The organism is Shinella sp. 1A1 (assembly GCF_055379515.1).
Map to the genome: position 1 here is coordinate 2,666,437 of NZ_AP039671.1, position 26,747 is coordinate 2,693,183.

Genomic DNA, 26,747 nt, shown 5'->3' on the forward strand with positions numbered 1-26,747 from the left:
CTACCACCGGCTTGAATCATGCGCAAATTACATGTTTAGATAGCTACTATTCCGGTTTTCGATGGAGATGCCATGCTCGACCCGCGCCTGCTCAGGGCTTTCGTGGCGATCGCCGATTCCGGCAGCTTCACGGCCGCCGCCGATCGCCTGCACATGACCCAGTCGACGATGAGCCAGCAGATCGCCCGGCTGGAGGAGGCGATCGGGCGCGAGCTGGTCGATCGCGCCGCGCGGCCGGTGCGGCTGACCGTGACGGGCGAGCGCCTGCTCGGCCACGCCCGGCGCATCCTTTCCCTGCAGAGCGAGGCGTTGACGCTGGTGGCCGAGACCTCCGGCACGACCTCCGTGCGGATCGGCATGCCGGACGATATCGCCACGCCCGAAATAGCCCGCACCTTCGCCGCCTTCACCAAGCGCCACAAGGAGGCCCGGCTCGACGTCACCACCGGCCTTCGCTCGGACCTGGCGCGGCGCTACCGCGCCGGCGAACTCGATATCGTGGTGCTGAAGGAGGACACGCCGAGCGCCGACGCCTGGGCGAGTTTCGAGGAACCCATCGCCTGGTTCACCGCCGGGGATGCGGCGGCGGCCCTGCCCGACCCCGTGCCGCTCGTCACCTTCCCGCCCGGCGGGCTCTACCGCGACGCCATGTTCGAGCGGCTGGAGCGCGAACGCCGGCGCTGGTATGTCGCCTTCACCTCCGCGAGCCTGCGCAACGTGCTGATGGCCATAGAGGCGGGGCTCGGCCTTTCCCTGCTGCCGGTCGATGCCACGAAAGGCTGGCGGGTCCGGCCCCTCGCCGAATTCGGCCCGGAGCCGCCCGTCGTCGCCTCTCTCTATTCCTGGGAGCGCAGCGGCATCGTCGGCGAGCTGGCGAACGAGGTGCTCGACATCCTCAAGCGACGCTTCTCGAAGGATGCCGATCAGGTCTTGTAGAGATCGGCATAGGTCTCGCGCAGGACGTTCTTCTGGACCTTGCCCATTGTGTTGCGCGGCAGGTCGTCGACGAAGAGCACGCGCTTGGGCTGCTTGTAGCGCGCCAGCCGGTCCTGCAGCCCGCCAAGCACCGCCTTCTCGTCGAGCGTCGAGCCCTTCTGCCGCACCACGACCGCCGTCACGCCCTCGCCGAAATCGGGATGCGGCACGCCGATGACGGCGCTCTCCACGACGCCCGCCATGCCGTTGATCTCGGTCTCGACTTCCTTCGGATAGATGTTGTAGCCGCCGGAGATCACGAGGTCCTTGCCGCGGCCGACGATGTGCACATAGCCGCGCCCGTCGATCTTGCCGAGGTCGCCGGTGATGAAGAAGCCGTCCGTGCGGAATTCCGCGGCGGTCTTTTCCGGCATCTTCCAGTAGCCCGTGAAGACGTTCGGCCCCTTCACCTCGATCATGCCCGTCTCACCGTCCGGCAGCGGCTTGCCGCTCTCCGGATCGGTGACGCGCAGCGAGATGCCGGGCAGCGGGAAGCCCACCGTGCCGGCGACACGCTCGCCGTCATAGGGGTTGGAGGTGTTCATGTTGGTCTCGGTCATGCCGTAGCGTTCGAGGATCGCGTGGCCGGTCCGTTCCGAGAAGCTGCGATGGGTCTCGGCAAGCAGCGGCGCCGAGCCGGAGACGAAGAGCCGCATGCCGGCGGCAGTCTCGCGCGTCAGGCCGGGATGCTGCGCCAGCCGCACGTAGAAGGTCGGCACGCCCATCAGCACCGTCGCGTCTCCCATCAGCCGCAGCACCTCGTCGGCGTCGAATTTCGGCAGGAGATACATCGAGGCTCCGGCAAGGAGCGTCACGTTCGACGCGACGAAGAGGCCATGCGTGTGGAAGATCGGCAGGGCATGGATCAGCCGGTCGGCGGCCGTGAAGCGCCAATGGTCCCGCAGCGTCAGCGCATTCGACAAGAGGTTGTCATGGGTCAGCATCGCGCCCTTGGAGCGGCCCGTCGTGCCGGATGTGTAGAGGATCGCCGCAAGGTCGTCCGGCCCGCGCTCGATATCGGAGAAATCCGCCTCCTCCGCCCCGGCCAGTTGCAGAAGGCTGCCGCCGCCCGTCGCATCCAGCGTCTCGACCGCGCCGCCCGCGATCTCCGCGACGCTGTCGCGGACCTTCGGATCGACGACGACCAGCGCGGGCGTTGCATCGCCGAGGAAATAGCCGAGTTCCGCCAGCGTATAGGCGGTGTTGAGCGGCAGGTAGATGGCGCCCGCCCGCAGGCAGGCGAGATAGAGCATCAACGCCTCCGGGCTTTTTTCCACCTGCACGGCCACACGGTCACCGGGCGTCACGCCGCGCCTTGCCAGCGCATGCGCCAACTGGCCGGAAAGCCGGATCATGTCGCCATAGGTCCAGCGGCGCCCCTCGGCCGTTTCGATGAACACCGCCTCCGGCGCCGCGGCAGCGTGGATGGCATCGAAAAGATGGTTGGCCATGGCTGTCTCCTCTTCGCTCTTGCCGCACCTTGTCACAGGGCACGGCCGGGACGCCAGAGGAACCTGTCAGCGAAGCAGCCCCTGCCCGCCGTCGATCCACAGCGGCGTTCCGGTGATATGGCGCGCCTTGGAAGAGGAGAGGAAGAGAATGGCGTCCGCCACCTCGTCGGCCGTGCCGGGCTTGCCCTGCGTCACCGGTATGTCGCCCTCCGGCCAGAGCACGGGAATGCCGGCCTCGCCCGCGCCCCGCTGGTCGGTGTTTTCGTCGATGCTCGTCTCGATGGCGCCGGGGCAGACGGCATTGACGCGGATGCCGGCCTTGCCGAGCTCCAGCGCGAGCTGCTGCACCATCGCCACCTGCGCCGCCTTGGTGGCCGAATAGGCCGTCGCGCCCGGCGTCGTGAAGGTGCGCGTGCCGTTGATCGAGGAGACGACGACGATGGCCCCCTCGCCCGCCTTCTTGAGATGGGGTACCGCAAGATGCAGCGTCAGGTATGTGCCGCGCAGGTTGACCGCGATGGTGGCGTCCCATTCCTCCGGCGTGAGATCGTCGATCGGCGCCCAGACGCCGTTTATGCCCGCATTGGTGACGACGATGTCGAGCCCGCCGAAGGCGCCGGCAAGCTGCTCGACGGCCGCCCGCATCGGCGCCTCCTCGGTGACGTCGGCGGCAAGCGCCAGTGCCGAACCGCCGAGTGCGCGGATCTCCTTCGCCACCTCCGCCACCTCCTCGGCGGTGCGGCTGAGCACGCCGACGCTCGCCCCATGGCGGGCGAAGGCCAGCGCCGTGGCTTTGCCGATGCCGGACCCGGCACCGGTCACGAGGGCAACCTTTCCAGCAAAGAGCATGGGCATCTCCATCCGTCGGGTCCGGCAGGAATGTCCGGCGGGCCGCCCGGTTCCCGATTTTTCGGAACCAACGGGAAGGAGTGGCGTTTGGGCTTGTGACGAAGTCAGTTCGCAGGAGGTCCGACGTGCGCCAGAAAAAGAAGCCGCTAGCCCGAAAGCCCGACGCCGCGCCGGATACCAGCACGAGAAAACGCCGCAATTCCTGGGAGCCGCAGGTTGTCGTGCCGCATCAGGTGGACCTGCCGCTCCCGCCCACGGAGCGGGAGGAGGTGGCCGTGCCCGCCGCCCCGAACGGCCGCAGCCTCGTCAATGGACGGCTCTGAAGAGGAGCGGACGCAGATGCGCGTGAAGGACGTGATGTCCGCCCAGATCGTGACGGTCTCGCCCAACGACACCGCCCAGTCCGCCGCGCGGCTGATGCTGGAGACCGAGGTCGGCGCCCTGCCGGTGGAAGTCCCCGGCGTCGGCGCCATCGTCGGTATCATCACCGACCGTGACATCGTCGCTTCGGTGCTGGGCAAGGGCCTTTCCACCTCCACCACCATCGCCGAATTCATGACCGTCTCGCCGGAAGTGTGCAACGAGGCCGACGACACGGCGGCCGTGGCCGCCCGCATGCGCGAGCTCGGCGTGCGCCGCCTCGTCGTGGTGCGTGACGATCGCCGGGTGGTCGGCCTCGTCAGCCTCGTCGACCTTCCGGCCGAGAGGCGAGCGGAGGAAGGCCAATGACCATTTTCGCAACCGACCGTCTCTGGGACGAGGCCGTCGTGATCGAGGGCGAGCGCCAGGTGCTCCGCGTGCAGAGCACGCGCGATGCCCTGCTTTGCCTGAAGAACCACTGGCCGCTGGAGGATGGCCCCGCCGCATCGACGGCAAGGCGTACCTGCGAGCAGGGGCTGGCAAGCGACGACGATCCGACCCTCGCCCGCCGGGCTTTCATCGAAGCGGCGAGGGAGGCCGGTTTTCGCGTGAATTCGTGGACGACGTAGCAGCCGCGCCATAAAAGCTGCCCCCCCATTTCCCGAACATCTCCGACGCTAGGGCGCTGCCGCTGCGCCGCCACGGCGGGTACGGCGGCGGGCATTCCGCCGGCTTTCCAGAAACCGCAGCAGCCGCTCCTCCTCCGCCCGCAACCCGGAGGTGGAACGCGGCGGGCGATGCAGCGCCACGCGCAGCGGCTCCGGCGCGTCCGCAAGCGCGATGATGTCCGGATGGATATAGCTCGAACGGGCGATGGCGGGCGTGTTGTGCAGCACCTCGGCCGCCGCCTGCGCCATGCCCTTGATCGTCGGCCGCCCGCCCTCCTCTATGGCCTGCCGGGCCAGCGAGAAGGCGGCAAGGCTGCCGGCCCAGGTGCGGAACGTCTTGGCCGAGACGGCGATGCCGGAAATATCGGCGAGATAGGTGTTGAGCCGGCCGGAATCGACGGGCCGGGCGACGTCGTTCTCGTCCCGCCAGACGAAGAGCTGCCGGCCGGGAAGGTCCGCGCAATCCTCCAGCAGGCGCTGGAGGCGCGGGTTCTTCAGCGTGCGGCGCACGCGCTTGCCGCCCTTTGCGGTGAACCTGAGCTCGATCCGCCCGTCGCTGAGGCAGACATGCCGTTTCAGGAGCGTCGTCGCGCCATAGGTCTTGTTCTCCACCGCATAAGCCCGGTTGCCGACACGAAGATGCGCTTCGTCGAGCAGCACGGTGATCGCCGCCAGCATGGTCTCGACCGTGCCCGGCGCCCCGTCGAGGTCGCGCCGCACCGTGCGGCGCAGTTTCGGCAGCGCCCGGCCGAAGGCGATCAGCTGGTCGAACTTGTCGCCGCTCTTCAGCGCCTGCCAGTCGGGATGGTACCGGTACTGCTTGCGGCCGCGCGCATCGTAGCCCGTCGCCTGCAGGTGGCCGTTCTCGTCGAGGCATATCCAGACATTCTCATAGGCGGGCGGCAGGCCGAGGGCGGCGATCCGCGCCTTCACCGCCGCATCGCGCAGGAGCGATCCGTCCGGCAGCCGGTAGCAGAAGCTGCGGCCGGCACGCTGCCGGCGAATGCCGGGCTCGCTGTCCGAGACATAGACGAGGCCGGTTTCCTTGAGATTGTCCGGCGCCATCTGGATCGCTACGCCGCCGGTTCGAAGGCGGCGATGCTGGCGCCGTAGACCAAGGCCGGGCTTTCGGCCGGGTGAATCGCGAAGGCGTCATCCGCCGCGCCGGTATCCAGCACCCGCTTCCATGCCGTGATGCCGTTCACCTCCGGCAGCGTCACGCCGCAATCCCCGCCCGCATTGCAGACGAGAAAGAGCTGGTCGCCTCCCTCCCCGTTGGCCGGCTTCGAAAGGAAGAGGCCGAGTGTCCGCAGGTCGCCGTCGTTCCACGCCTCCTCGTCCATGACGGCACCGCCCGGCCGGTACCAGGCGATCTCGATCGTGCCGTCCTCGGCCGCCTCGCCCGTCAGGAAGCGTTCCTGGCGAAGCGCCGGGTGCGCCCTGCGGAAGGCGATCGCGCCCTTGCAGAAATCGAGGAACGGATCGTCGAGGCCGCTCCAGTCGGTCCAGCCGATCTTGTCGTCCTGGCAATAGGCGTTGTTGTTGCCCTGCTGGCTGTTGCCGAGCTCGTCGCCGCCGAGCAGCATCGGCACGCCCTGGCTCAGCATCAGCGTCGCGATCATGTTGCGTCGGCGCCGGTCCCTCGCCGAGCGGATGTCGTCGTCGTCGGTCGGCCCCTCGGCGCCCATATTGTCCGAGTGATTGTCGGAATGGCCGTCGCGGTTCTCCTCGCCGTTCGCCTCGTTGTGCTTGTCGTTGTAGGAGACGGTGTCCATGAGGGTGAAGCCGTCATGCGCGCTGATGAGGTTCACCGAGGAGGTGGCGCCGCGGTCGGAATGGTTGAACTGCTCGGAGGAACCGGCAAGGCGAGAGGCAAGCCCCGCGACGAGCCCGCCGTCCCCCTTCCAGAACCGCCGCACGTCGTCGCGATACTTGTCGTTCCACTCGCGGAACGGATAGGGGAAGCCGCCGACCTGATAGCCGCCGTCACCGACATCCCACGGCTCGGCGATCAGCTTCACGCCGGAGAGGATAGGATCCTGCCGGATCGCGTCGAAGAACGTGCCCTCCCGGTCGAATTCGATGTGCCGGGTGCGGCCGAGGGTGCTCGCGAGGTCGAAGCGGAAGCCGTCGACATGCATGACGCCCACCCAGTAGCGCAGGCTGTCGAGCACCATGCGCAGCACCATGGGATGGGCGATGTTGACCGTGTTGCCCGTGCCCGTCGTATCGTAGGTGTGGCGCGGATCGTCCGGCGACAGGCGGTAGTAGCTGAGATTGTCGAGCCCACGGAAACTGAGCGTCGGCCCGCGCTCCGATCCCTCGGCGGTGTGGTTGTAGACCACGTCCATGATCACCTCGATGCCGGCGGCATGGAAGCGCTTGACCATGGTCTTGAACTCGGTGATGGCGCGGCCGGAAAGGAAGCGCGGCTGCGGGGCGAAGAAGCCGAGCGTCTGGTAGCCCCAATAGTTGCGCAGGCCCTTTTCCAGGAGATAGCGGTCGTCGGGGAAATACTGGATGGGCAAAAGCTCCACGGCGGAAATGCCGAGATCGACGAGGTGCTCGACGATGGGATCGCTCGCCATGCCCATGAAGGTGCCGCGCAGGTCCTCCGGCACGCCGGGATGGGTCATCGTCATGCCGCGCACATGCGCCTCGTAGATGATCGTCTCCGTCCAGGGCCGGCGGATCGCCTGGTCTCCCGCCCAGTCGAAATCGGGATCCTGCACCACGCCTTTGACCATGAAGGGCGCGCTGTCGCGCGCGTCGAAGGAAAGGTCCTCCTCCGGATCGCCGATGCGATAGCCATAGAGCGCGTCGTCCCATTCGAGGGCGCCGACGACCTGCTTGGCATAGGGATCGAGCAGCAGCTTGTTCGGGTTGAAGCGATGGCCGGCATTCGGCTCATAGGGACCGTGCGCCCGGTAGCCGTAGACCGTGCCCGGCTTGAGGCCGGCGATATAGCCCGACCAGACATCGCCCTCCCGCTTGGGCAGGGGCAGCCGGGCGACCTCCTCGCTGCCGTCCTCGCTGAAGAGGCAGAGCTCGACCTCTTCGGCATGGGCGGAAAAGACGGCGAAATGCGTGCCCTCGCCGGTGAACTCGGCGCCGAGTTCCGGCTTTATGAAATCGAGTTCCGAAAACGAATAGCTCATGCGGGCGGGTCCCCTTGGGTGAACACCAGCCGGAAGGCCTGACGGCCATATCCAACGGGCTCTTGAAAGCGGTGGGGCAACGCGAAATGCGACGCATTGTTCCGGAACAATTGCCCCCGCCTCCCGGTTCGAACCCGGCAACCGAAGGAGAGGAAGCATGACACGACCATCGCCGAGCCAGAAGAGCTGGGGACCACGCATTCTGCAGGATGGCAGGGTGCGATTCCGCCTCTGGGCGCCCGCCGAAACGGCCGTCACGCTGGTTGCCGGCGACAGGGACATCGCGATGCACGCGGCGGGGGACGGCTGGCACGAGGTGGAAACGGGCGAGGCTGGCCCCGGCACTCCCTACCGGTTCCGCCTTGCCGACGGCACAGAAATTCCCGACCCCGCCTCCCATGCGCAATGGAACGATATCGACGGACCGTCTGTAGTCGTCGACCACCGAGGCTATGCCTGGCGCAATATCGGCTGGAAGGGCCGGCCGTGGGAGGAGGCCGTGCTCTACGAATTGCACATCGGCACCTTCACGCCGGAAGGCACCTTCCGCGCCGCCATCGAGCGCCTGCCGCACCTTGCCCATCTCGGCATCACCGCCATCGAGATCATGCCCGTCGCCCATTTCGCGGGCCGGCGCGGCTGGGGCTATGACGGCGTGCTGCACTATGCGCCGCACAACGCCTATGGCACGCCGGACGACCTGAAGGCGCTGATCGATGCCGCCCACGGCCATGGCATCATGGTGCTGCTCGACGTCGTCTACAATCACTTCGGCCCGATCGGGAACAGCCTGCCGCGCATCGCCCCCGCCTTTTTCCATCCCGAGCGGCACACGCCCTGGGGCGCGGCGCTCGCCTTCGAGGAGGAGGCGGTGCGCCGCTATTTCATCGACAACGCGCTGCACTGGATCATCGACTACCGGCTGGACGGCCTGCGCCTCGATGCAACGGAGGAGATCGAGGACGAGGGCGACCGGCACGTGCTGATCGAGCTCGCCGAAACGCTGCGCCGGGCGGCGCCCGACCGCCATGTCCACCTCGTCGTCGAGGACCAGACGAGCCGGCAGGGCCTCCTCAACCGGGACGGCGGCACGGTGCATCTCTACACCGCCGGCTGGAACGACGAGTTCCACCACGCACTGCACGTCATCGCAACCGGGGAGAAACAGGGCCACTACGCGCCCTTTGCCGAAACCCCACACGACATCCTGAAGGAAGCGACCGCACGGGGCTTCGTCCACCGCGACCGCTCGAAGGACCGCGTCGGCCCCGCGCCACAGGACCCTTTGCCGCCAGTGGTCAACGTGAATTTTTTGCAGAACCATGACCAGATCGGCAACCGCGCCTTCGGCGAACGGCTCGCCGTGCTTGCCGACCCCGCGCTCCTCAACGCGATGACGGCCCTGCTTCTCCTCGCGCCGGCCGTGCCCATGCTCTTCATGGGCGAGGAATACGGCGAGCGCCGCCCCTTCTGCTTCTTCGCCGATTTCGAAGGCGATCTCGCTCATACGACGAGGCAGGGCCGCAAGGACGAGGCCGATAAGTTCGGCGGTATGCCGCAGGGCAGGCAGACGGGCGACCTGCCCGACCCGACCGCCAAGGAGACCTTCCTGACGTCCAAGCTCGACTGGCCACGCGCCGCTTCGCCCGACGGCCGCCGCCAGTATGGCCTCGTGCGCGACCTGATATGGCTGCGGCAGGCCCATGTCGTGCCGCTGCTCTTACGCCCCGGCCCGGTCGAGCCGCATGTGCTTTCCAGCGAGGATGGCGTCCTTGCCATCGACTGGCGCTTTCCCGCCGCAACGCTCGGCATCCGCACAAACCTCACCCATGCGGAAAAGCCCTGGCCGGACGTGGCAGGCGAGACGATCTTCGAGCTTTCGCAGGGCGGAACGGCGGGCCCCGCCATCGTCGTTACCATCGAACGGAAAAGGGCATGAGGGAACCAAGCGGCCGCTCGGCGGTTCTTCCGCAAACCGTTCAGCGAGAGGTCGAAATGCATATCGGCGAGATCATGACCCGCAACGTCCATCTGGTCCGGCCGGAGGAGACGCTGCACTATGCCGCGAGCCTGATGGCGGAATGGGACGTCGCCTTCCTGCCGGTGACCGATGCCAACGGCCTCGTCGGCACCCTGACGGACCGCGACATCATCCTGCGCGCCGTCGCCCCGGGGCTGGATGCGGAAACGACGCGGGTCTCCGACATCATGACGACGAATATCACCTATTGCTACGACGACGAGGAGGCGGAAGGCGTCCTTGCCAACATGCAGTCGCTGCATCTGCGCCGCCTTGCCGTGCTGGACCGGCAAAGCCGGCTGACAGGCGTGGTGTCGCGAACGGACTTCGCCCGCCACGGCCTTTGAGCGCTTGGAACAAATCGGGAGGATATGCGTTCTGGAGCGGCTTCCACCCCCATCTTCAGGGCCTCATGACCTCTCCCCGCTCGACCTACCGCCTCCAGTTCCGCAACGGCATGGACTTCGGCAAAGCATGCCGGCTGGTTCCCTATCTGAGGCGGCTCGGCATAAGCCATCTCTATGCCTCTCCCCTGATGACCGCCGTCAGCGGCTCCACGCATGGCTACGACGTCACCCGCACCGACGAGATCGATCCGGCGCTGGGCGGCCGCGAAGGCCTTGTCCGCCTCGCTGCGGAATTGCATGCAGAGGGCATGGGCCTCCTCCTCGACATCGTTCCGAACCACATGGCGGCGAGCCTTGAAAATCCCTGGTGGTACAGCATCGTCCTCTGGGGGGTGGAAAGCCCCTTTTCCGGCCATTTCGACATCGACTGGTCGCAGAAGCTGACGCTTCCCTTTCTGGGAAAGGGCTTCGAGGAGGAACTGGCCGCGGGCTCTCTTCGCCTGGCGCTCGATCCGCAGCGGGACGCCTTGGCGCTCTGCTATCATGACACCTGCTACCCCTTGCATCCCGGCACCTACCGGCTGGTGCTCGACGCCGGGGACGGTTTCACGGTGAAGGCAAGCCCGAAGGAAGACCCGGATGGCAGGGCCATTCTCTCGCAGGCGGTCGCCGCTTCGGGCGCCCGCACAGCGCTGGAACGGCGCCTCGCCGAACTCTCCGCCGATCCGGCCGCGATCACCGCGCTTCACGCCACCCAGCCCTGGCGGCTCACCGATTGGAAGACGGCGAGCCGCCATCTCAGCTATCGCCGTTTCTTCGAGATCGCCGGCCTTGTCGGCCTTCGCGTCGAAGACCCGAAGGTTTTCGACGACAACCACAAGCTGGTGCTCGATCTCGCGCGCGACGGGATCGTGGACGGCCTGCGTATCGATCATGTCGACGGGCTTGCCGATCCCAAAGCCTATCTCGAACGCCTGCGCGCCGCCGTCGGCCCCGACGTCCATATCGTCGTCGAGAAAATCCTCGAAAAGGAGGAGCCCTTTCGCACCGACTGGCCGGTCGAGGGCGCGACGGGCTACGAATTCATCGCCTCCCTCGCCGACGCCTTCGCCGACGAGAAGGAGGGCGGCCGGCTTGCAGCCGCTTTCCGCCCCCTGAAATCCGAAGAGCACCGGGGAAGCTACGAGGAGGAGCGGCGCGCCAGCAAGCGGCAGATGCTTTCGGACAATTTCGAAGGCGAAGTCCACCGCGTCACCCGGCTGGCAAAGTCCATGGCGGACGAGACAAATGCCGATCTTTCCCGGCCCGCGCTGGCCGAGGCGATCTGCGGCATGATCGTGGCCCTTCCCGTCTACCGCACCTACACGACCGCCACCGCCGGCGCGGACGAGCACGACCGCCAGCTTCTCGCAGCCGCGCGCCAGCAGGCGCAGGCAGACGTCCGCCCCGAAGTGCGCGAGGCGATCGACTTCATCTGGGAATTGCTCGTCGACGACAGGACATGCGGCACGCTCACCGGCTGCCCGGAATTTCGCGTGCGGTTCCAGCAACTCAGCGGCCCCATCATGGCGAAGGCGCTGGAGGATACGCTCTTCTACCGTGAGAACGCCTTCATCGCCCTCAACGAGGTCGGCGGCGATCCGGGCCGGCCGACGGGCGGGCCCGCCGCCTTCCACGCTGCCATGGAGGCGCGCGAAAAGGCCCTGCCGCGTGGCCTTTCGGCCACCGCGACGCATGACACGAAGCGCGGCGAGGATGCCCGCGCGCGGCTCTACACCCTCGGCGAAGCCCCGGACCTGTGGATCGCGGCAACGCGGCGCTGGACGGCGCTCAACGCACATCTTCGCCGCCAGCAAGCCGAACGCATTGCGCCGGAGCCGGGCGTGGAATGGCTCATCTACCAATCCCTGGCCGGCGCATGGCCGCTGGAGGGGCATGGGGACGCACCGGCCATGGCGGCGCTGAAGGCGCGCATGCGGCCCTATGTCGAAAAGGCCCTGCGCGAGGCCAAGCTCGGCTCCAACTGGAGCCTGCCGGATGTCGACTACGAAGAAAAGGTCGCCGGTTTCGTGGACGGCCTCTTCGGGCACAACGTCTTCCTCGAAGACTTCGCCGCCACGCTGTCGCCCTTCATCGATGCGGGGCTGGTCAATTCGCTGGCGCAGACGCTGGTCAAGCTGACTGCGCCCGGCATTCCCGACATCTATCAGGGCAGCGAGCGCGGCGATTTCTCGCTGGTCGATCCCGACAACCGGCAGCCGCTGGAGATGGAAAGCCTCGACGTTCCGCAAAAGCCGACGGACTCACGGCTGCGTTTCGCGGACTACAAGCAATGGCTGGTGGCAACGGTGCTCGACGCCCGCAACCGGCACCCCGCCCCCTTCGACGGCCCTTACCTGCCGCTGGCACTTTCGGACGGAAGCCGGCAGGCCCTCGCCTTCCTGCGCGGCACGCCGCAGGCCTTCGCCATCACCGTCGTCCCGCGGCTGGTGTTCGGCAAGGTCGCGCCGGATGGCTTGCAATTGCTGGACGGCACGCTGGACGATATCCGCCTCGCCCTTCCGGCCGGCTTCGAGGCGCGAAAACTGCGCTCGGTCCTCGACGGCCGCACCCTCACACCGGGCGCGACGCTTACCGTGGCGGACGCCCTCGGGGAGGAGCCGGTCGCCTTGCTCCTCAGCGTCTAGAAACGATCAGGGCTTGGCGAAGAGCTTGACGAGGTCGACGCTGTCCGTCGCCTTGGCGCCGAGCTGGAGATGGCTCTCGATGTGGCGCAGGTGCTGCGTCATCATCCACGCCGCCTTTTCGGCGTCGCGGGTATGGAACGCGCCGACAATCGCCGCATGGTCGTCGTCGCGACAATTGCTGACGCCGGGCGCACCGAAGATGCCGATGATCAGCGAGGTGCGCGTCACCAGTTCCTTCATGGTGCGCAGGAGCACGGCATTGCCGGCGACCTGCGCCATTAGCGTATGGAACTGGCCGGACAGGCGGATCGCATCGTGCCGACGCCGCTCCTTGTGGGCGAGATGCTCCATTTCCAGATGAAGGTTCAGCGTCGCGATATCCTCGTCCGTCGCACGCTGGACGGCGAGGCGCGCGATGTTCGGCTCGAGCGCCAGACGGGCCTCGAAGACCTCGCGGGCCTGCTCGGCCGTGGGGGAGGCGACGAAGGCGCCGCGATTGGCATGCAGCTCGACGACCTCGCGGCTTGCAAGCAGCAGCAGGCTGCGGCGGATACGCATCCGTCCGACGCCGAAGGCATCGCAAAGTGCGGATTCGGAAAGCTTGGTGCCCGGCGGCAACCGCTGCTCGATAACGGCCTCGAAAATGCGCTCGACGATATCGCTCTCGTCGATCTCGTCCGATTCCGCCACCGGGTTCCGCGTGCTTACATCCATGGCCGCATTGACCTTTACATGCGTTCTCTGCCTCGTAAGCCCCTAGATAGGGCCGTTTTGGTTGACCAACAAGCGTCAATTTCGTCGACGCCATATCTCGCCGTTGTTCACACCACTTGACAAGATCGTTAACAATACGCTCAATGCTCAAGCCAAGGCCGATATGGCCGCCTCTCGCGGCCCGCGTGCCTATACCGATAAAGATCAATGGCCCAGAGGAAGAACATCATGCACAAGCGCACATTCCTGAAGTTTTCCGCCCTCGCTGCAGCGACCGTCCTGTCGCTGCCGCTGATGGCCCATGCCGAGAACGCGACGCTGAAGGTCGGCTTTGTCGGCGTCACTTCCGGCCCGGCCGCGGCCTGGGGCATCTCCAACCAGCGCTCGATGGAGGCACGGGCGACCTGGCTGAACGAACTCGGCGGCGTCAAGATCGGCGACAAGACCTACAATATCGAGATCGTCCCCTTCGACGACCAGAAGGATCCCAAGCGCGCCATCGCCGGCATGGAAAAGATGGCGCAGGACGGCGTCCACTACGTCGTCGGCCCGAATGTCGACGACGGCGCGGCGGCGGTTCGCCCGGCCGCCGAGCAGAACGGCATCATGTATTTCCCCTATTCCTTCCCGAAGGCGCTCTTCTCGCCGCCGGCCTCCAACGCCATCCTCAGCATGGTGGCGAACTACCAGTCCGGCCCGGCCATCTATAAGTACCTGATGGAAAACAAGGGCGTGAAGAAGGTGGCCTTCGTCGCGGCCAACGAATCCGACCCGCTCAGCCAGCGTGAATCCGGCGTCGCCGCCGCTCAGGCCCTCGGCCTCGACGTGGTCTCCAGCAACGTGACCTACCAGGTTGATACGACGGACTTCACGCCGGTCCTCCTGCCGGTCATCCAGTCCGCACCGGATCTCCTCGTGCTCTCCGGCGTGTCGCCGGCCAACGCCCCGCAGCTCATCCGCTCGGCGCGCGAGCTCGGCTATACCGGCCTCATCTCTACCGAGACGGCGCAGGACGCGGCCGTCCTCAAGGAAGGCGCCGGCGAACTTGCCGAAGGCTTCATCTCCGTCGGCGGCGCCTCCACGCCGGAGCTTGCCAGCGACACGATGAAGGAATTCGTCGACCGCTACACCAAGATGTTCGGCGAATACAACGACGAATCCAACACCAAGGTCTATGCGCTCGAATACATCATCGAGACGATCAAGGCGAACCCGGCGGCCATCGACAATGTCGACGAGTTCAAGAAGACGATCGACACCTTCGAAGCGCCCAACCCCTTCATGAAGGGCGACGCGAAGCTGAAATATGTGGGCATGACCTCCTTCGGCCAGAAGCGCCAGATCTCCGTCCCGCTCGTCGTCAACGAGTACAAGGACGGCAAGTTCGAGACGCTGTTCGTCGGCCAGGTCGACTGACCGGCGCCTGAGGCGCCTGGAGGCAAATCCAGGAAAAGTGCTTCGCACCCGTCCGAACGGCGCGCAGCGCTTCAGAAACGGGACCCGGACCGCACCTGTCGTCCGGCCGGGTCTCTCTCTGCCTGACCTTTCCATTGGAGGCTCACGATGGAACAGATAATCGCCAACGGTCTCTACCTTGGTGCGCAATATGCGTTGATAGCCCTCGGGCTGACGCTGATCTTCTCGCTGATGAACGTGCTGAACTTCGCCCACGGGCAGATGTACGTCTTCGGCGGCTTCGTCACCTATACGGTGGTCGTCCAGTTCGGCCTGCCCTTCGTCGTCGGCCTTGTCGCCTCGGCCGTGATCCTCGCGGTCATGGGCGCGCTCATCGAGAAATTCCTCTTCGCGCCGGTCGTGCGCCGCTCCAAGCGCGATGAATCGACCATGCTGCTCGCCGCCGGCGTCGCCTTCTTCCTCGATGCCGTCATCCTGCTGCTCTTCGGCGAGAAGCAGCGCGGCGTGCCGAAGATCGTGAGCGGCGTGTTCAACTGGGACATGCGCATCATCATGCCCTATGACCGCATCCTGATCGGCGTCCTCGCGATCCTCCTCATCGTCGTCTTCATCGGCTTCATGAACTATTCCCGTGCCGGCCGCGCCATGCGGGCGCTGGCGCAGGACCGCATGGCGGCCCAGTTGATGGGCGTCGACGTCTCGCGTTACTCCATGTTGGGCTTTGCGCTCGGCGCGATGCTTGCCGGTCTCGTCGGCGGCCTTCTCGTCACCATCACCGGCGTCAACCTCGGCATGGGCGGCCCGACCTCGATCAAGGCCTTCCTGATGATCATGATCGGCGGCGCGGGCGTGATTTCCGGCGCGATCGCCGGCGGCTTCATCCTCGGCATGATGGAAAGCGTCGGCCTTACCGTGCTCTCGGCCTATGGCGACATCACCTATCTCGTGATCTTCGCCTCGCTGATGGTGTTCCTGGCATTCCGCCCGCAGGGGCTGATGGGCAAGCCGTGGGGTTGAGACAATGAATATCAAGAAAATCCTCGGCTTCGCCGTCTTCCTGATCGCCGTCCTCGTGCTCGTGCCGCTGTTCATCCGCGCCACCGGCCGCTGGGACTTCTTCTATACGCTGACCTCGGTCGCGCTGCTGTCCGTCGGCGCCGCCGGCGTGTGGCTCACCTTCTATATCGGCCGCATCAATATCGGCCAGGGCGCCTATGCGCTGGTCGGCGGCTATGTCTCGGCCATCCTCGTGACGCAGGCGAATGTCTCCTTCTGGCTGACGCTGCCGCTGGCAGGCCTGTTCTGCGCCTTCATCTCCGTCGTCATCGGCCTGCCGATCCTGCGTCTTCGCGGCGTCTACTTCGCCATGGTGACGCTGGTGCTCACCGAGGTCGCGCGCCTTTCCGCGCTCGCCCTGCCGGTCACCAACGGCGCCAAGGGCATCACCTCGATCCCGCTGCCGGGGGAACTCTCCCTCTTCGGCCTGACGATCATCCCGGCCTTCGGCACGCTCTCCAATCCGCGCTTCGGCTTCTACATCATGGCCGTGGTGCTGATGATCGTGACCTATCTCGTGCTCTGGCGCATCGTGAACTCGCGCCTCGGGCATCTATGCCGCAGCCTGCAGCAGAACGAGGAGCTTTCGGCCTCGATCGGCGTCAACACCGCCTATCTCAGGGTCCTCGCCTATGCGATCTCGTCCTTCTTCGGCGGCATAGCCGGGGCCATGTTCGCGGCGATCTCGCAGTCGATCTATCCGTCCTCCTTCGTCGTCGCGGACAGCGTGAACTTCATGCTCTACTGCTTCCTCGGCGGCCTCGGATACGTCTTCGGCCCGATGCTCGGCACGCTCCTGCTCTATTTCGGCTGGGACCTGCTGTCGATCGCCAGGGAATACCAGCTCCTCATCTACTCCGGCGTCATGATCCTGCTCATGCTGGTCCTGCCGAACGGGGTCCTGAGCCTGCTCGACAAGAAGGAGGGCCGCGCATGAGCCCGATCCTGCAGATCAACAACATCACCAAGCGCTATGGCGGCCTGACGGCGGTGAACGACGTGTCGTTCGACGTCAAGGAAGGCGAGATCCTCTCGGTGATCGGTCCGAACGGCGCGGGCAAGTCCACGCTCTTCAAGCTGATCTCCTCCTTCGTGCCGGCGACGAGCGGCGAAGTGCTCTTCAGGGGAAGCCGCATTTCCAGCCTCGCCCCGCACAAGGTGGCGCGTCTCGGGGTCGTGCGCACCTTCCAGGAAACGACGATCTTCCGCTCCATGACGGTGCGCGAGAACATCATCGTCTCGCATCACCTGCGCTCGAAGGCGAACCTTCTCGGCTTCTTCCTCGGCTCGAAGCAGGCGCGCGAGGACGAGGCGGCCTTCGCGGCGTCGGCCGACGACATCGTCGATTTCCTCGGCCTGCAGGCGATCCGCAACGAGCTCGCCTCCAACCTGCCGCAGGGCCATCTTCGCGCGCTCGGCATGGCCATCGGCCTTGCGACCGATCCGAAGGTCATCCTGCTCGACGAGCCCTTCGCCGGCATGAACCACGACGAGACGATGAAGATGGTGGCCCTCGTGCGCCGTCTTCGCGACGAGCGTGGCGTCACCGTGCTCCTCGTCGAGCACGACATGCCCGCGGTGATGAAGATCAGCGACCGCATCGTGTGCATCAACTTCGGCCAGAAGATCGCCGAGGGCACGCCCCAGGAAATCCGCCAGGACGAGAAGGTCATCGAAGCCTATCTCGGCTCCGAAGATGCCGCGATCGGGATGTAAGCCATGACGAACATATTGAGCGTTGAAAATGTCGAACTCTACTACGACCACATCTATGCGCTGAAAGGCGTTTCCATCGATGTGGGCGAAGGCGAGACCGTGGCGCTGATCGGCGCGAACGGCGCGGGCAAGTCCTCGATCCTGCGGGCGATCACGGGCCTCAGGCCGATCAAGTCCGGCCGGATCACCTACCAGGGAGAAAAGCTCGACGGCACGCCCGCCGCCGAGATCGTCCGCCGGGGCATCTCCATGGTGCCGGAGGGCCGCCGCGCCTTTCCGCTGATGTCGGTGAAGGACAATCTCCTGATGGGGGCCTTCACCCGCACCGACAAGGCGGAGATCGAGCGGACGCTGGAAAACGTGCTGACGCGCTTTCCCCGCCTTAAGGAACGCTATCATCAGCAGGCGAGCACCATGTCCGGCGGCGAGCAGCAGATGATGGTGATCGCCCGCGCCCTCATGGCCCGCCCGAAACTCCTGCTCCTCGACGAACCTTCCCTCGGCATCGCGCCGAAGATCGTGCAGGACATCGCCCGCGCCATCGTGGCCATCAGCCGCGACGAGAAGGTCTCCATCCTCCTCGTCGAGCAGAACAGCCGCATGGCCCTTTCCATCTCCAACCGCGCTTACGCGCTCTCCACCGGCTCGATCGCGCTTTCCGGCAATTCCAGGGAACTGATGAACGACGACCGCATCAAGGCTGCCTACCTCGGAGGCGAACTCTGACATGAAAATCCTCGTCATCAACCCCAACACGACCGCATCGATGACGGATCACATCGGGAAGGCGGCGCGCGGCGCCGCCTCTCCCGGCACCGAAATCACCGCCGTCAACCCGACGCACGGCCCCGTTTCCATCGAGGGCTATTTCGACGAGGCGATGAGCCTTGCGGGCCTGCTCGACACGATTCGCCGCAATCCGGATTGCGACGCCGTCGTCATCGCCTGCTTCGACGATACCGGCCTCGACGCGGCGCGCTGCCTCACCGACCGTCCGGTGATCGGCATCGGCGAGGCCGCCTACCATTTCGCCTCGATGATCTCGAACAAGTTCTCCGTGGTGACGACGCTTGCCCGCTCCGTGCCGGCGCTGGAGCACAATCTTGCCCGCTACGGGCTCGATGCCCGCTGCGCCAAGGTGCGCTCCTCGGAAGTCGCGGTGCTGGAACTGGAGCAGCCAGGCTCCAACGCCCGCCAGAAGATCAGCGCCGAAATCGGCACCGCCATCGCCGAGGACCGCGCCGAGGCCATCGTGCTCGGCTGCGCCGGCATGGCCAGCCTCGCCGCCGATCTCGCGCAGGAACACGGCCTGCCGGTGCTCGACGGCGTCACCTGCGCGGTCAAGCTCGCCGAAGCCATGGCCGGCCTCAACATGCGCACCTCGCGCCTCGGCGGCTACGCCCCGCCGCCGCCGGCGAAACTGAAAAGCATCTTTCCCGGGGAATAGCGCGAAAGTACGCATTCCCGGGACAGGATCGCATACATTGCTCCCCGAACAGGCGCGCGGCCATTCGAAACGCCCGCCGCCGTCGGCCGATTGCCTGTGCCGGATGCGCACGGGTGGACAGACTCGCTGTTTGCATGCAATTTGCAGGCTCATTTCGGGACGGGAGAAAGCCGCATGACACAGAAGGTGGGCGAAACGGGCCGCGGCCGGTCGCAAGCCGTACATCGCGCCTTGAAGCGCGCGATTCTGGACCAGGCCCTGTCGCCCGGCGCCAAGCTGCCGGAAGATTCCATCGGCGAGCGCCTCGGCGTCAGCCGCACGCTGGTGCGCGAGGCCCTCGTGCGGCTGAGCGAGGAGGGCCTTGTCGACCTGCGCCCCAACAAGGGCGCGACGGTGGCCCGTCCGACACTGGAAGAGGGACGCAACCTGTTCCTTACCCGCATGGCGCTGGAGCGCCTTGTCGTGGAAACCCTGTCGGGCAAGCTGACCAAAGAGCAGATCGACACGCTTTCGGCGCATATCGCCGCCGAGGATGCCGCGCGGATGGAGCACGCCCAGTCGATCCGCCTGGCCGGTGAATTCCACACCCTGCTCGCGCAGATGACGAACAATGCCAGCCTCATCCGCTACGTGAACGAGACGGTCGCCCGCAGCTCGCTGATCCTCGCGCTCTACGGCCGGCCGCATTCGTCCGAATGCGCGGTGTCGGAGCATCAGGACCTTCTCGACCACCTGATCGCCGGCAAGACCGAGGCGGCGGCCAAGCTGATGGCGCATCACCTCGATTCGATCACCACCCGCGCCCTTCTGCCGAAGGAGGACGACCGCAACATCAAGGACGTCCTCTCCGCCTATGCCGTTGCGGAAGGCCTCGTCTAGAGCATTTCCAGCAAAAGTGCGCAGCGGTTTTGCGTTCGGAAATACGGCGAAACAAAGAGTTAGAGCGTTTGCGCGATTCGGAGAAAAACGGAAACGCTCTAGGTCACAAACACGTCAGGCCTGCTCGCCGAACAGCTTCCACCGCGTCGGCCTGAAGCGGAGCGTCGAGCCGTTCGCCGCCTGCGCGTCGAGCGGGATTTCGATCTCGACATGGTGCGCCGCACCGGCCCTGCCGATGTCGATATCGGCGATGCGGGTGCCGGCGAGCCGCCGCGACGTCGCGACGCGCCCTTCGAGCGCCGACGCCTGCGGATCGGCGACCAGCACCACATCCTGCGGCCGGAAGAACAGCGTGCCGGCGGCGGCGTCCCCGGCAGCGGATGTGATGCCGATCGGCGTCTTTTGGAAGAGGATGCCGCCCTCCGCCACGGTCACGGGAAGGCTCGCGCTGTCGCCGATGAAGGAGAAGACGAAGGGCGAGTTCGGCCTGTCGTAGACATCGTCGGACGAGCCGACCTGCTCGATCTTGCCCTGGCTCATGACGACGACGCGGTCGGCGAGCTCCAGCGCCTCTTCCTGGTCATGCGTGACGAAGACGGTGGTGTGGCCGGTGCGGTCGTGGAATTCGCGCAACCAGCGGCGCAGCTCCTTGCGGACCTTGGCGTCGAGCGCGCCGAAAGGCTCGTCGAGCAGCAGCACCTTCGGCTCGATCGCCATGGCGCGGGCGAGCGCCACGCGCTGGCGCTGGCCGCCGGAAAGCTGGTTCGGATAGCGCTTATCGAGGCCGGAAAGCTGCACCATCTCCAGCAGTTCTCCGACCCGGCGGCGGATCTCGGCCTTCGGCGGGCGTTCGCCGCGCGGGCGCACGGTGAGGCCGAAGGCGATGTTGTCGGCAACCGTCATATGGCGGAACAGCGCATAATGCTGGAAGACGAAGCCGACATGGCGCTCCTGCACCGTCTTGTGCGAGGCATCCTCCGCGCCGAAATGGATGCTGCCGAGCGTCGGCTGCTCCAGGCCGGCGATGAGGCGCAGCAGCGTCGTCTTGCCGGAGCCCGACGGGCCGAGGAGCGCGATCAGCTCGCCGGAGCGGATGTCGAGCGAGACATCGTTGAGCGCCGGGTAGCGGTCGAATTCCTTGCGGATGTTCTTTACACTGACGTCCATTGCGGGCGTGCCTTTCAAATCAATGCTTGCGACCGGCGGCGATTTCCGCGCCGTAGTGAAGTTCGAGGACCGTCTTGACGACCAGCGTGACGAGCGCGAGAGCGGCGAGCAGCGAGGCCACCGCGAAGGCGGCGACGAAATTGTACTCGTTGTAGAGGATCTCGACATGCAGCGGCATGGTGTTGGTGAGGCCGCGGATATGGCCCGAAACCACCGAGACCGCCCCGAACTCGCCCATGGCGCGGGCATTGCAGAGCAGCACGCCATAGAGCAGGCCCCATTTGATATTGGGCAGTGTCACGTACCAGAAGGTCTGCCAGCCGGAGGCCCCGAGCGACAGGGCCGCCTCCTCGTCGCCCGTGCCCTGCTCCTGCATGAGCGGGATCAGCTCGCGCGCGACGAAGGGAAAGGTCACGAAGACGGTGGCGAGCACGATGCCCGGCACGGCGAAGAGCACCTCGATGCCATGGCTCTTCAGCCACGGCCCGAGAACACTGCCCGAGCCGAAGAGCAGCACATAGACGAGGCCGGAAATGACCGGCGAGACCGAGAAGGGCAGGTCGATCAGGGTCGTCAGGAACGCCTTGCCCTTGAACTCGAACTTGGCGATGGCCCAGGCCGCCGCCACGCCGAAGACGAGGTTGAGCGGCACCGCGATGCCGGCGACCAGCAGCGTGAGACGGATGGCGGCGAGCGTATCGGGATCGCCGAAGGCGGCGAAGAACGCGCCCGCTCCCTTGCGGAAGGCCTCGATGAACACCGCGGCCAGCGGCAGGAGCAGGAAGAGCGCCAGGAACAGGAAAGCGAGCGCCATCAGCGTGTAGCGGGCGGCGGGCGCCTCCGTCGTCGGCGAGCGGAAGGGACGGGATTCACGCGCCATGACCGTACCTCCTGCGGCTCCACGCCTGGATGAGGTTGATGACGAGCAGCATGGCGAAGGACAGCGCCAGCATGATCGTGGCGATCGCCGTCGCCGCGCCGTAGTTGAACTCTTCGAGCCGGATGACGATGAGCAGCGGCGCGATCTCCGAGACATAGGGAATGTTGCCGGCGATGAAGATCACCGAGCCGTATTCGCCGACGCCGCGCGCAAAGGCGAGCGCGAAGCCCGTCAGGATCGCCGGCGCGAGCCCCGGCAGCAGCACGCGAAAGACCGTCTGGAAACGGTTGGCGCCAAGCGTCGCCGCCGCCTCCTCGACCTCGCCGTCGATCTCCTCCATGACGGGCTGCACCGTGCGCACCACGAAGGGCAGGCCGATGAAGACGAGGGCGATGACGATGCCGGTCGTGTTGAAGGCCGCCTTGATGCCGAAGACGTTCAGCACCTGCCCGACCCAGCCGTTCGGCGCATAAAGCGCGGCAAGGGCGATGCCCGCGACGGCCGTCGGCAGGGCGAAGGGCAGGTCGACCACCGCATCGACGATGCGCCGGCCGGGAAAATCGTAACGCACGATCACCCAGGCGACCATGACGCCGAAGACGACATTGATCAGCGCGGCGAGGAAGGCCGTGCCGAAGGACACCTTGAGCGCATTCAACGTGCGCTCATCGGCAAGGATGGCGAGGAATTCCGGACCCGACAGCGAGGCGGAACGCCAGACGAGGCCGGCGAGCGGGATCAGGATGATGAGCGTGAGGTAGGCGAGCGAAAAGCCAAGCGTCAGTCCGAAGCCCGGAATGACGCTTGGCTGTCTCAGTCGCCACCGCACAGAAGCGGCAGCAGAAGTCGACACGTTACTCAGTTCCCCGGCTTGTAGATCTGGTCGAAGACCCCGCCGTCACCGAAATGCTCGGGCTGTGCCTTTGCCCAGCCGCCGAAGATCGGGTCGTCGATCGTCACCAGCTTAATGTCGGGAAGCTGTTGCAGCAACTCGGGTTTCACCAACTCCCGCTTGGAAGGGCGATAGAAGTGCTTGGCCGCGATGTTCTGGCCCTCTTCCGAGTAGAGATATTCGAGATAGGCTTCGGCCTGCTTGCGCGTGCCCTTGGCATCGACATTGCCGTCGACCACGGCGACCGGCGGCTCGGCGAGGATCGAGATCGGCGGGGCGACGATGTCGAAGGAATCCGCGCCGAATTCGGCACCCGCCAGATAGGCCTCGTTCTCCCAGGCGAGCAGCACGTCGCCGATCTGGCGCTGGGCGAAGGTGGTCAGCGCGCCGCGCGCACCCGTGTCGAGCACCGGCGCCCGCTTGTAGAGCTCGGCGATATAGGCCTTGATCTTGTCCTGGTCGCCGCCGAATTCCTGGTTGGCCCAGGCCCAGGCCGCAAGGTAGTTCCAGCGTGCGCCGCCGGAGGTCTTCGGGTTCGGGGTGACGATCTGCACGTCGCCCTTCACGAGATCGCCCCAGTTATGGATGTTCTTCGGATTGCCCTTGCGCACGAGGAAGACGATGGTCGACGTATAGGGCGCCGAATTGTTCGGCAGGCGCGAGCGCCAGTCCTTGGCGATCTTGCCGGTCTTCTCGACGATGGCGTCGATATCGCTTTCAAGCGCCAGCGTCACCACGTCGGCCTCCAGCCCGTCGATCACCGCGCGGGCCTGCTTGCCGGAGCCGCCATGCGACTGCTGGATCGTGACGTCCTCGCCGGTCTCGGCCTTCCAGTGCGCCACGAAGGCGGCGTTGAAATCCTTGTAGAGCTCCCGTGTCGGATCGTAGGAAACGTTCAGCAGCGTGGTCTCGGCCATTGCCGCCGAAACGCCGCCGAGCACGAGGCTCACACCAAGGGCGAAAGCCCCAACACCTTTCAGAAATTTCGACATCTCCAACCTCCTGGTCTCTGCCTCGGTCAAAACCCTAGAGAATTAGTAGACTTAGTCAACAATGGCCGGAAACTTCGCAAAACCGGTTCCAAACGGGCCGCAACGACGCAATGGGCGCACTGTCCCACCCGGCGGCAAGCGCACAGTTCATCTCGAAAACGCCCGGGCGAACGCAAAATGCATCCGCGAAAAATTCAGGTTTTCCGGCCGCCCGCCGGATTTTTTTCAGCCATTCGACACCCGCCTTTGACCGGAAAGGGGCACGGCGAGAACGCCGCGATAGACCTGTCGCACCGTCTCGGCGAAGGTGAAGGGGCCGGGGCGCAGGCTGGAGGCAATGGCCCCCACCGCCGAGAGCCCGCGCAGGGGCGCGCCGTCGTTCAGGAGCTGGCCGCAATCATCGGCAGAGAGCAGCGCTACATCGCAGCCGAGCAATCCCGCAAGCGCGCGGGCGGACGGCGCCTCGCGGCAGTCGATGACGGTCTCGTCGGGGGATTTCGGATCGCGCGGGGGTACGAAGCGCGTGCGGCCGCTCTCGAATTCCGCGGCAAGGCGCCGATGGATATCGCCGGCGAGGCGCACGGAGAAATGCCGGTGCAGGCGCAGGATATGGCGGCGGTAATGGTTGCGCTCGGCCTGGGGCAGGTTGCGCCAGACGACGGAAAGACGGGCGGAGGCTGCATCGACGACGGTCTGCCATTGACCGCCGTGCCGCGCCTCCGCGATGCTACATTCCTGCCGGATATAGCGGAAGGCGTCCCTCAGCGAGCGGCTGGTGGGCGGCTCGCCGAAGACCATGCCTTCATGGCCCCGGCCATGCGGCTGCGGCAGGCGGCCCGCCGCGGCGGCGACCTCGACGGGCCCGGAAAACCCGCGCCGGCGCAGGTCGAGCAGGATGGCGGCAAGACGCGGGCCGTTGCCGACAAGGGTCAGCGGCGGCGGGTTCTCCTGCCCCGAAAGGCGCGCGGCGGCGGCGAATGCCTCCCGCCAGGACGCCGCCTCGCGCTGCGCCATGCCGAAGCCGGTCGCAATGAAGACATGGTCGAAGACGGCGCCTTCGCCATCCCGAAATGCAAGGCGCACCGCACCCGCCTCCGCAAGGAGATGGCGCACCGTGCCGCGGATGGTGCGGATATGCACGTCCGGGCGTTGCGAAAGCGCCTCGCCGAACCGCGCCATCAGATAGTCGCGAAAGAGAGCGCGCGGCACATGGATATCCTGCGGGCCGCGCAATGCGGACACCGTGCCGGCGGCAAGAAGCGTATCCTTCAGCCAGCGGGAAAAATCGTCCGGCCGCTCGGGGAGGACGGAAAGGTCGCGGGCGGGCTCGGTGGTCAGCGCCTCGCCGGCAGGGCCGTCGCCGAAGGCGCCAGGCGCATCCTCGGCATCGATCATCCAGGCTTCGAAGGGCCGGTGAAACCGGCGCATCAGCGCGATGATCGTGGCGAGCCCCGACGGTCCCGCGCCGACGACCGCGATGCGCGCCATCGGCGATGCGCCCGTACAGCGGGCGTCTTCTGCTGCGACCCTTTCGAAGAACATGTCCTGTCCCTCCCCTGCACCGTGAAGCAAGAAGCGGAAGACACGATAGCGCAGCCTTCGATAATTTTCTACCTTTTTTGTAGATAATAAATTTCGCCGATTCCGAGCCCGAAAGCGAGGCCGGCGAACTTCCTTCTCACGAACGCGTTCCCTCATTAAAATAGTGGAACTGGGCGGGCGGCCACAGGGGTCGCGCACCCATTCCGTCGGCGGCGCGGCACATGGCAGGCGCCGCGAAACGATCCGGCGATGTCGCCCGAACTGGCCAGAACCAATCTATACAATCTTTATAGAATGTGATCTTTCTATCCCGATAATGCCTATGCGCCCTGGAACCGCATTCCGTAAGGAGCAGACGACATGGGTACGTTTTCATCGGCACTCGACCGCCCGGCCCGAACGGCCGCGGTCATCGGAACCGAGGATGAAGCGATCACCGTTGCCGGCACGGTCGCCGAGGTTTTCAGCTTTCCCGCGGAGGGCGGCGCCGCCGCCGGAACGGCCGAGGCCCGCCTCGATCTTCTCTCCCGCTCGGGCCTCTTCGGCATCTCCGTTCCGACGGAACACGGCGGAATAGACGTCTCGAACACCGTTCTGGCCGAGGTCTGCAGTGTCGCCGCCAGCCGGTCCGCGGCGCTCGCGGATGTTCTCGCCGCCCATTTCGTCGCCGTCGAAGAGGTCCGCAGCCATGGCAGCGAAAGCCAGCAGGGCACGGTCTTTTCCGCCGCCCTCGCCGGCGGACGGCTGGCGCGGGCATCGGCCCGCCGCAACGGCGAGAGCGTCGACGCCCTTCCCCTCGTCGCGAGCGGCCTTGCCTGGCGGCTCGGCGGCGAGGCCCTCTGTACCCCCTGCGCGAGGCATGCCGACTGGCTGCTGGTGCCGGCCCATCTCGACGGTGGGCGGTCGGCGGGCCTCCTGCTTGCGACCCGCATCGACGGGCTCCACTATGTCGCCAACAGTTGCGAGCCGGCGAAAGGCGGCGTCCAGCCCGCCGAGCACGTGCTCTTCAAGGACGTGGCGATCGATGGCGACACCCTGCTGCATTCCGCCGGGGAGACAGCACTGCACGGCGTCCCCCGCTCCCTCGACCTGCTGCTGGAGGCGGCGAGGCGGATCGGCGCCGCCCGCGGGGCGATGCGGCATCTGCTGGACGACGACGCCGGCGATCCCATCGAGACCGGCCGTCTTGCCGCCCGTCTTGCTGCCGCCGAAGCGATGGCCGGCGAAGCGGGACGCGCCATCGATGCCGCGCAGATCGGGCTAGCCGGACAGCACCGGACGAACGCCTTTCTCGCGGCGGCAGCGGCCCTTGCCGCCGCCGAAGACGCCGCCGACGCCCTTCGCCGGGCCGACACTGCGCCGGCGGGAGAAGCATCGCTCTCCCCGCATCTTGCCGCCATCCTGCGGGAAAGCGGCCGATTGCGCCGCGACGAGCACCGCCGTCCGCCGGAAGAGGAAGGCTGAACGCAGCCCGCTGCTACCAGCGCGAAAGGCGAAGTAGCCCTCGCCCCGCCAATACCGTACCTGTTCC

General features: G+C 66.2%; 25 protein-coding genes. 15 read left to right on the forward strand and 10 right to left on the reverse strand.

The window, feature by feature from the left end; all coding sequences use genetic code 11:
* The first annotated feature begins 72 nt into the window (after positions 1-72).
* The gene (locus ACZ48C_RS13090; protein WP_464781349.1) at positions 73-936 is read left to right on the forward strand and encodes a LysR family transcriptional regulator; all 864 of its coding nucleotides are present in this window, start codon (positions 73-75) and stop codon (positions 934-936) included.
* Here the strand turns inward: ACZ48C_RS13090 and ACZ48C_RS13095 are convergent.
* Both ACZ48C_RS13095 and ACZ48C_RS13100 read right to left on the reverse strand, forming a co-directional pair.
* On the reverse strand, positions 924-2,426 hold the full coding sequence (locus ACZ48C_RS13095; RefSeq protein ID WP_464781350.1) for a malonate--CoA ligase: 1,503 nt from the start codon (positions 2,424-2,426) through the stop codon (positions 924-926). The genes ACZ48C_RS13090 and ACZ48C_RS13095 overlap by 13 nt on opposite strands.
* Positions 2,427-2,492: 66 nt before the next feature.
* The gene (locus ACZ48C_RS13100; protein WP_464781351.1) at positions 2,493-3,275 is read right to left on the reverse strand and encodes an SDR family oxidoreductase; all 783 of its coding nucleotides are present in this window, start codon (positions 3,273-3,275) and stop codon (positions 2,493-2,495) included.
* A gap of 125 nt (positions 3,276-3,400) precedes the next feature.
* Between ACZ48C_RS13100 and ACZ48C_RS13105 the strand changes: the two genes are divergently transcribed.
* The 3 genes from ACZ48C_RS13105 to ACZ48C_RS13115 are packed head-to-tail and all read left to right on the forward strand — an operon-like array spanning position 3,401 to position 4,264.
* Positions 3,401-3,598, forward strand: coding sequence for a hypothetical protein (locus tag ACZ48C_RS13105; protein WP_464781352.1), 198 nt, complete (start codon positions 3,401-3,403; stop codon positions 3,596-3,598).
* A gap of 16 nt (positions 3,599-3,614) precedes the next feature.
* Positions 3,615-4,004: a CBS domain-containing protein gene (locus tag ACZ48C_RS13110; protein ID WP_464781353.1), complete on the forward strand. Its 390-nt coding sequence runs from the start codon at positions 3,615-3,617 to the stop codon at positions 4,002-4,004.
* Positions 4,001-4,264: a DUF982 domain-containing protein gene (locus tag ACZ48C_RS13115; protein ID WP_464781354.1), complete on the forward strand. Its 264-nt coding sequence runs from the start codon at positions 4,001-4,003 to the stop codon at positions 4,262-4,264. The genes ACZ48C_RS13110 and ACZ48C_RS13115 overlap by 4 nt, the downstream gene beginning before the upstream one ends.
* Positions 4,265-4,312: 48 nt before the next feature.
* Here ACZ48C_RS13115 and ACZ48C_RS13120 read toward each other — a convergent pair whose 3' ends face one another.
* Together ACZ48C_RS13120 and glgX are read right to left on the reverse strand one after the other, a co-directional pair.
* The gene (locus ACZ48C_RS13120) at positions 4,313-5,368 is read right to left on the reverse strand and encodes a DNA topoisomerase IB (protein WP_318909978.1); all 1,056 of its coding nucleotides are present in this window, start codon (positions 5,366-5,368) and stop codon (positions 4,313-4,315) included.
* 8 nt (positions 5,369-5,376) lie between these two features.
* The gene (gene glgX / locus ACZ48C_RS13125) at positions 5,377-7,461 is read right to left on the reverse strand and encodes a glycogen debranching protein GlgX (protein ID WP_464781355.1); all 2,085 of its coding nucleotides are present in this window, start codon (positions 7,459-7,461) and stop codon (positions 5,377-5,379) included.
* 157 nt (positions 7,462-7,618) lie between these two features.
* Between glgX and treZ the strand changes: the two genes are divergently transcribed.
* The 3 genes from treZ (at position 7,619) to treY (ending at position 12,515) form a co-directional block, all read left to right on the forward strand.
* The gene (gene treZ / locus ACZ48C_RS13130; RefSeq protein ID WP_464781356.1) at positions 7,619-9,400 is read left to right on the forward strand and encodes a malto-oligosyltrehalose trehalohydrolase; all 1,782 of its coding nucleotides are present in this window, start codon (positions 7,619-7,621) and stop codon (positions 9,398-9,400) included.
* Entirely contained in the window at positions 9,397-9,828 is a 432-nt protein-coding gene (locus tag ACZ48C_RS13135; protein ID WP_464781357.1) for a CBS domain-containing protein, read from the forward strand. The genes treZ and ACZ48C_RS13135 overlap by 4 nt, the downstream gene beginning before the upstream one ends.
* 65 nt (positions 9,829-9,893) lie before the next feature.
* Positions 9,894-12,515 (forward strand): malto-oligosyltrehalose synthase, encoded by a 2,622-nt coding sequence (gene treY, locus ACZ48C_RS13140; RefSeq protein ID WP_464781358.1) that lies wholly within the window; start codon positions 9,894-9,896, stop codon positions 12,513-12,515.
* Positions 12,516-12,521: 6 nt separating this feature from the next.
* Here treY and ACZ48C_RS13145 read toward each other — a convergent pair whose 3' ends face one another.
* On the reverse strand, positions 12,522-13,229 hold the full coding sequence (locus ACZ48C_RS13145) for a GntR family transcriptional regulator (protein WP_119256515.1): 708 nt from the start codon (positions 13,227-13,229) through the stop codon (positions 12,522-12,524).
* 228 nt (positions 13,230-13,457) lie between these two features.
* On the opposite strand from ACZ48C_RS13145, the gene ACZ48C_RS13150 reads away from it, so the two are divergent.
* From ACZ48C_RS13150 to ACZ48C_RS13180, 7 genes are all read left to right on the forward strand, one after another.
* Entirely contained in the window at positions 13,458-14,645 is a 1,188-nt protein-coding gene (locus tag ACZ48C_RS13150; RefSeq protein ID WP_245424814.1) for an ABC transporter substrate-binding protein, read from the forward strand.
* A gap of 147 nt (positions 14,646-14,792) precedes the next feature.
* Complete coding sequence (locus ACZ48C_RS13155) at positions 14,793-15,662, forward strand: branched-chain amino acid ABC transporter permease (RefSeq protein WP_119256514.1); 870 nt, start codon at positions 14,793-14,795, stop codon at positions 15,660-15,662.
* A 4-nt stretch (positions 15,663-15,666) separates the two neighbouring features.
* A complete protein-coding gene (locus ACZ48C_RS13160; protein WP_119256513.1) occupies positions 15,667-16,638 on the forward strand; it encodes a branched-chain amino acid ABC transporter permease in 972 nt (323 codons plus the stop codon).
* Positions 16,635-17,417, forward strand: a complete 783-nt coding sequence (locus ACZ48C_RS13165; protein WP_454635245.1) for an ABC transporter ATP-binding protein — start codon at positions 16,635-16,637, stop codon at positions 17,415-17,417. Before ACZ48C_RS13160 ends, ACZ48C_RS13165 begins: the two co-directional genes overlap by 4 nt.
* A gap of 3 nt (positions 17,418-17,420) precedes the next feature.
* Positions 17,421-18,143, forward strand: a complete 723-nt coding sequence (locus ACZ48C_RS13170) for an ABC transporter ATP-binding protein (protein ID WP_119256511.1) — start codon at positions 17,421-17,423, stop codon at positions 18,141-18,143.
* Between the two features lies 1 nt (position 18,144).
* Complete coding sequence (locus ACZ48C_RS13175) at positions 18,145-18,864, forward strand: aspartate/glutamate racemase family protein (RefSeq protein WP_119256510.1); 720 nt, start codon at positions 18,145-18,147, stop codon at positions 18,862-18,864.
* Between the two features lie 174 nt (positions 18,865-19,038).
* A complete protein-coding gene (locus ACZ48C_RS13180) occupies positions 19,039-19,743 on the forward strand; it encodes a GntR family transcriptional regulator (RefSeq protein WP_464781359.1) in 705 nt (234 codons plus the stop codon).
* Between the two features lie 114 nt (positions 19,744-19,857).
* Here the strand turns inward: ACZ48C_RS13180 and ACZ48C_RS13185 are convergent, their stop codons facing one another.
* From ACZ48C_RS13185 to ACZ48C_RS13205, 5 genes are all read right to left on the reverse strand, one after another.
* Positions 19,858-20,910: a sulfate/molybdate ABC transporter ATP-binding protein gene (locus ACZ48C_RS13185; RefSeq protein ID WP_464781360.1), complete on the reverse strand. Its 1,053-nt coding sequence runs from the start codon at positions 20,908-20,910 to the stop codon at positions 19,858-19,860.
* Between the two features lie 19 nt (positions 20,911-20,929).
* Positions 20,930-21,790, reverse strand: a complete 861-nt coding sequence (cysW, locus tag ACZ48C_RS13190; RefSeq protein WP_119256507.1) for a sulfate ABC transporter permease subunit CysW — start codon at positions 21,788-21,790, stop codon at positions 20,930-20,932.
* Positions 21,780-22,643 (reverse strand): sulfate ABC transporter permease subunit CysT, encoded by an 864-nt coding sequence (gene cysT, locus ACZ48C_RS13195; protein ID WP_464781361.1) that lies wholly within the window; start codon positions 22,641-22,643, stop codon positions 21,780-21,782. Before cysT ends, cysW begins: the two co-directional genes overlap by 11 nt.
* A gap of 5 nt (positions 22,644-22,648) precedes the next feature.
* The gene (locus tag ACZ48C_RS13200) at positions 22,649-23,674 is read right to left on the reverse strand and encodes a sulfate ABC transporter substrate-binding protein (RefSeq protein ID WP_464781362.1); all 1,026 of its coding nucleotides are present in this window, start codon (positions 23,672-23,674) and stop codon (positions 22,649-22,651) included.
* A gap of 225 nt (positions 23,675-23,899) precedes the next feature.
* Positions 23,900-25,216 carry an FAD/NAD(P)-binding protein gene (locus ACZ48C_RS13205; RefSeq protein WP_464781363.1) on the reverse strand — a complete coding sequence of 439 codons (1,317 nt, stop codon included), beginning with the start codon at positions 25,214-25,216 and terminating at the stop codon, positions 23,900-23,902.
* Positions 25,217-25,576: 360 nt separating this feature from the next.
* Here ACZ48C_RS13205 and ACZ48C_RS13210 point away from each other — a divergent pair, with 360 nt between their 5' ends.
* A complete protein-coding gene (locus ACZ48C_RS13210) occupies positions 25,577-26,680 on the forward strand; it encodes an acyl-CoA dehydrogenase family protein (RefSeq protein WP_464781364.1) in 1,104 nt (367 codons plus the stop codon).
* Positions 26,681-26,747 lie beyond the last annotated feature (67 nt).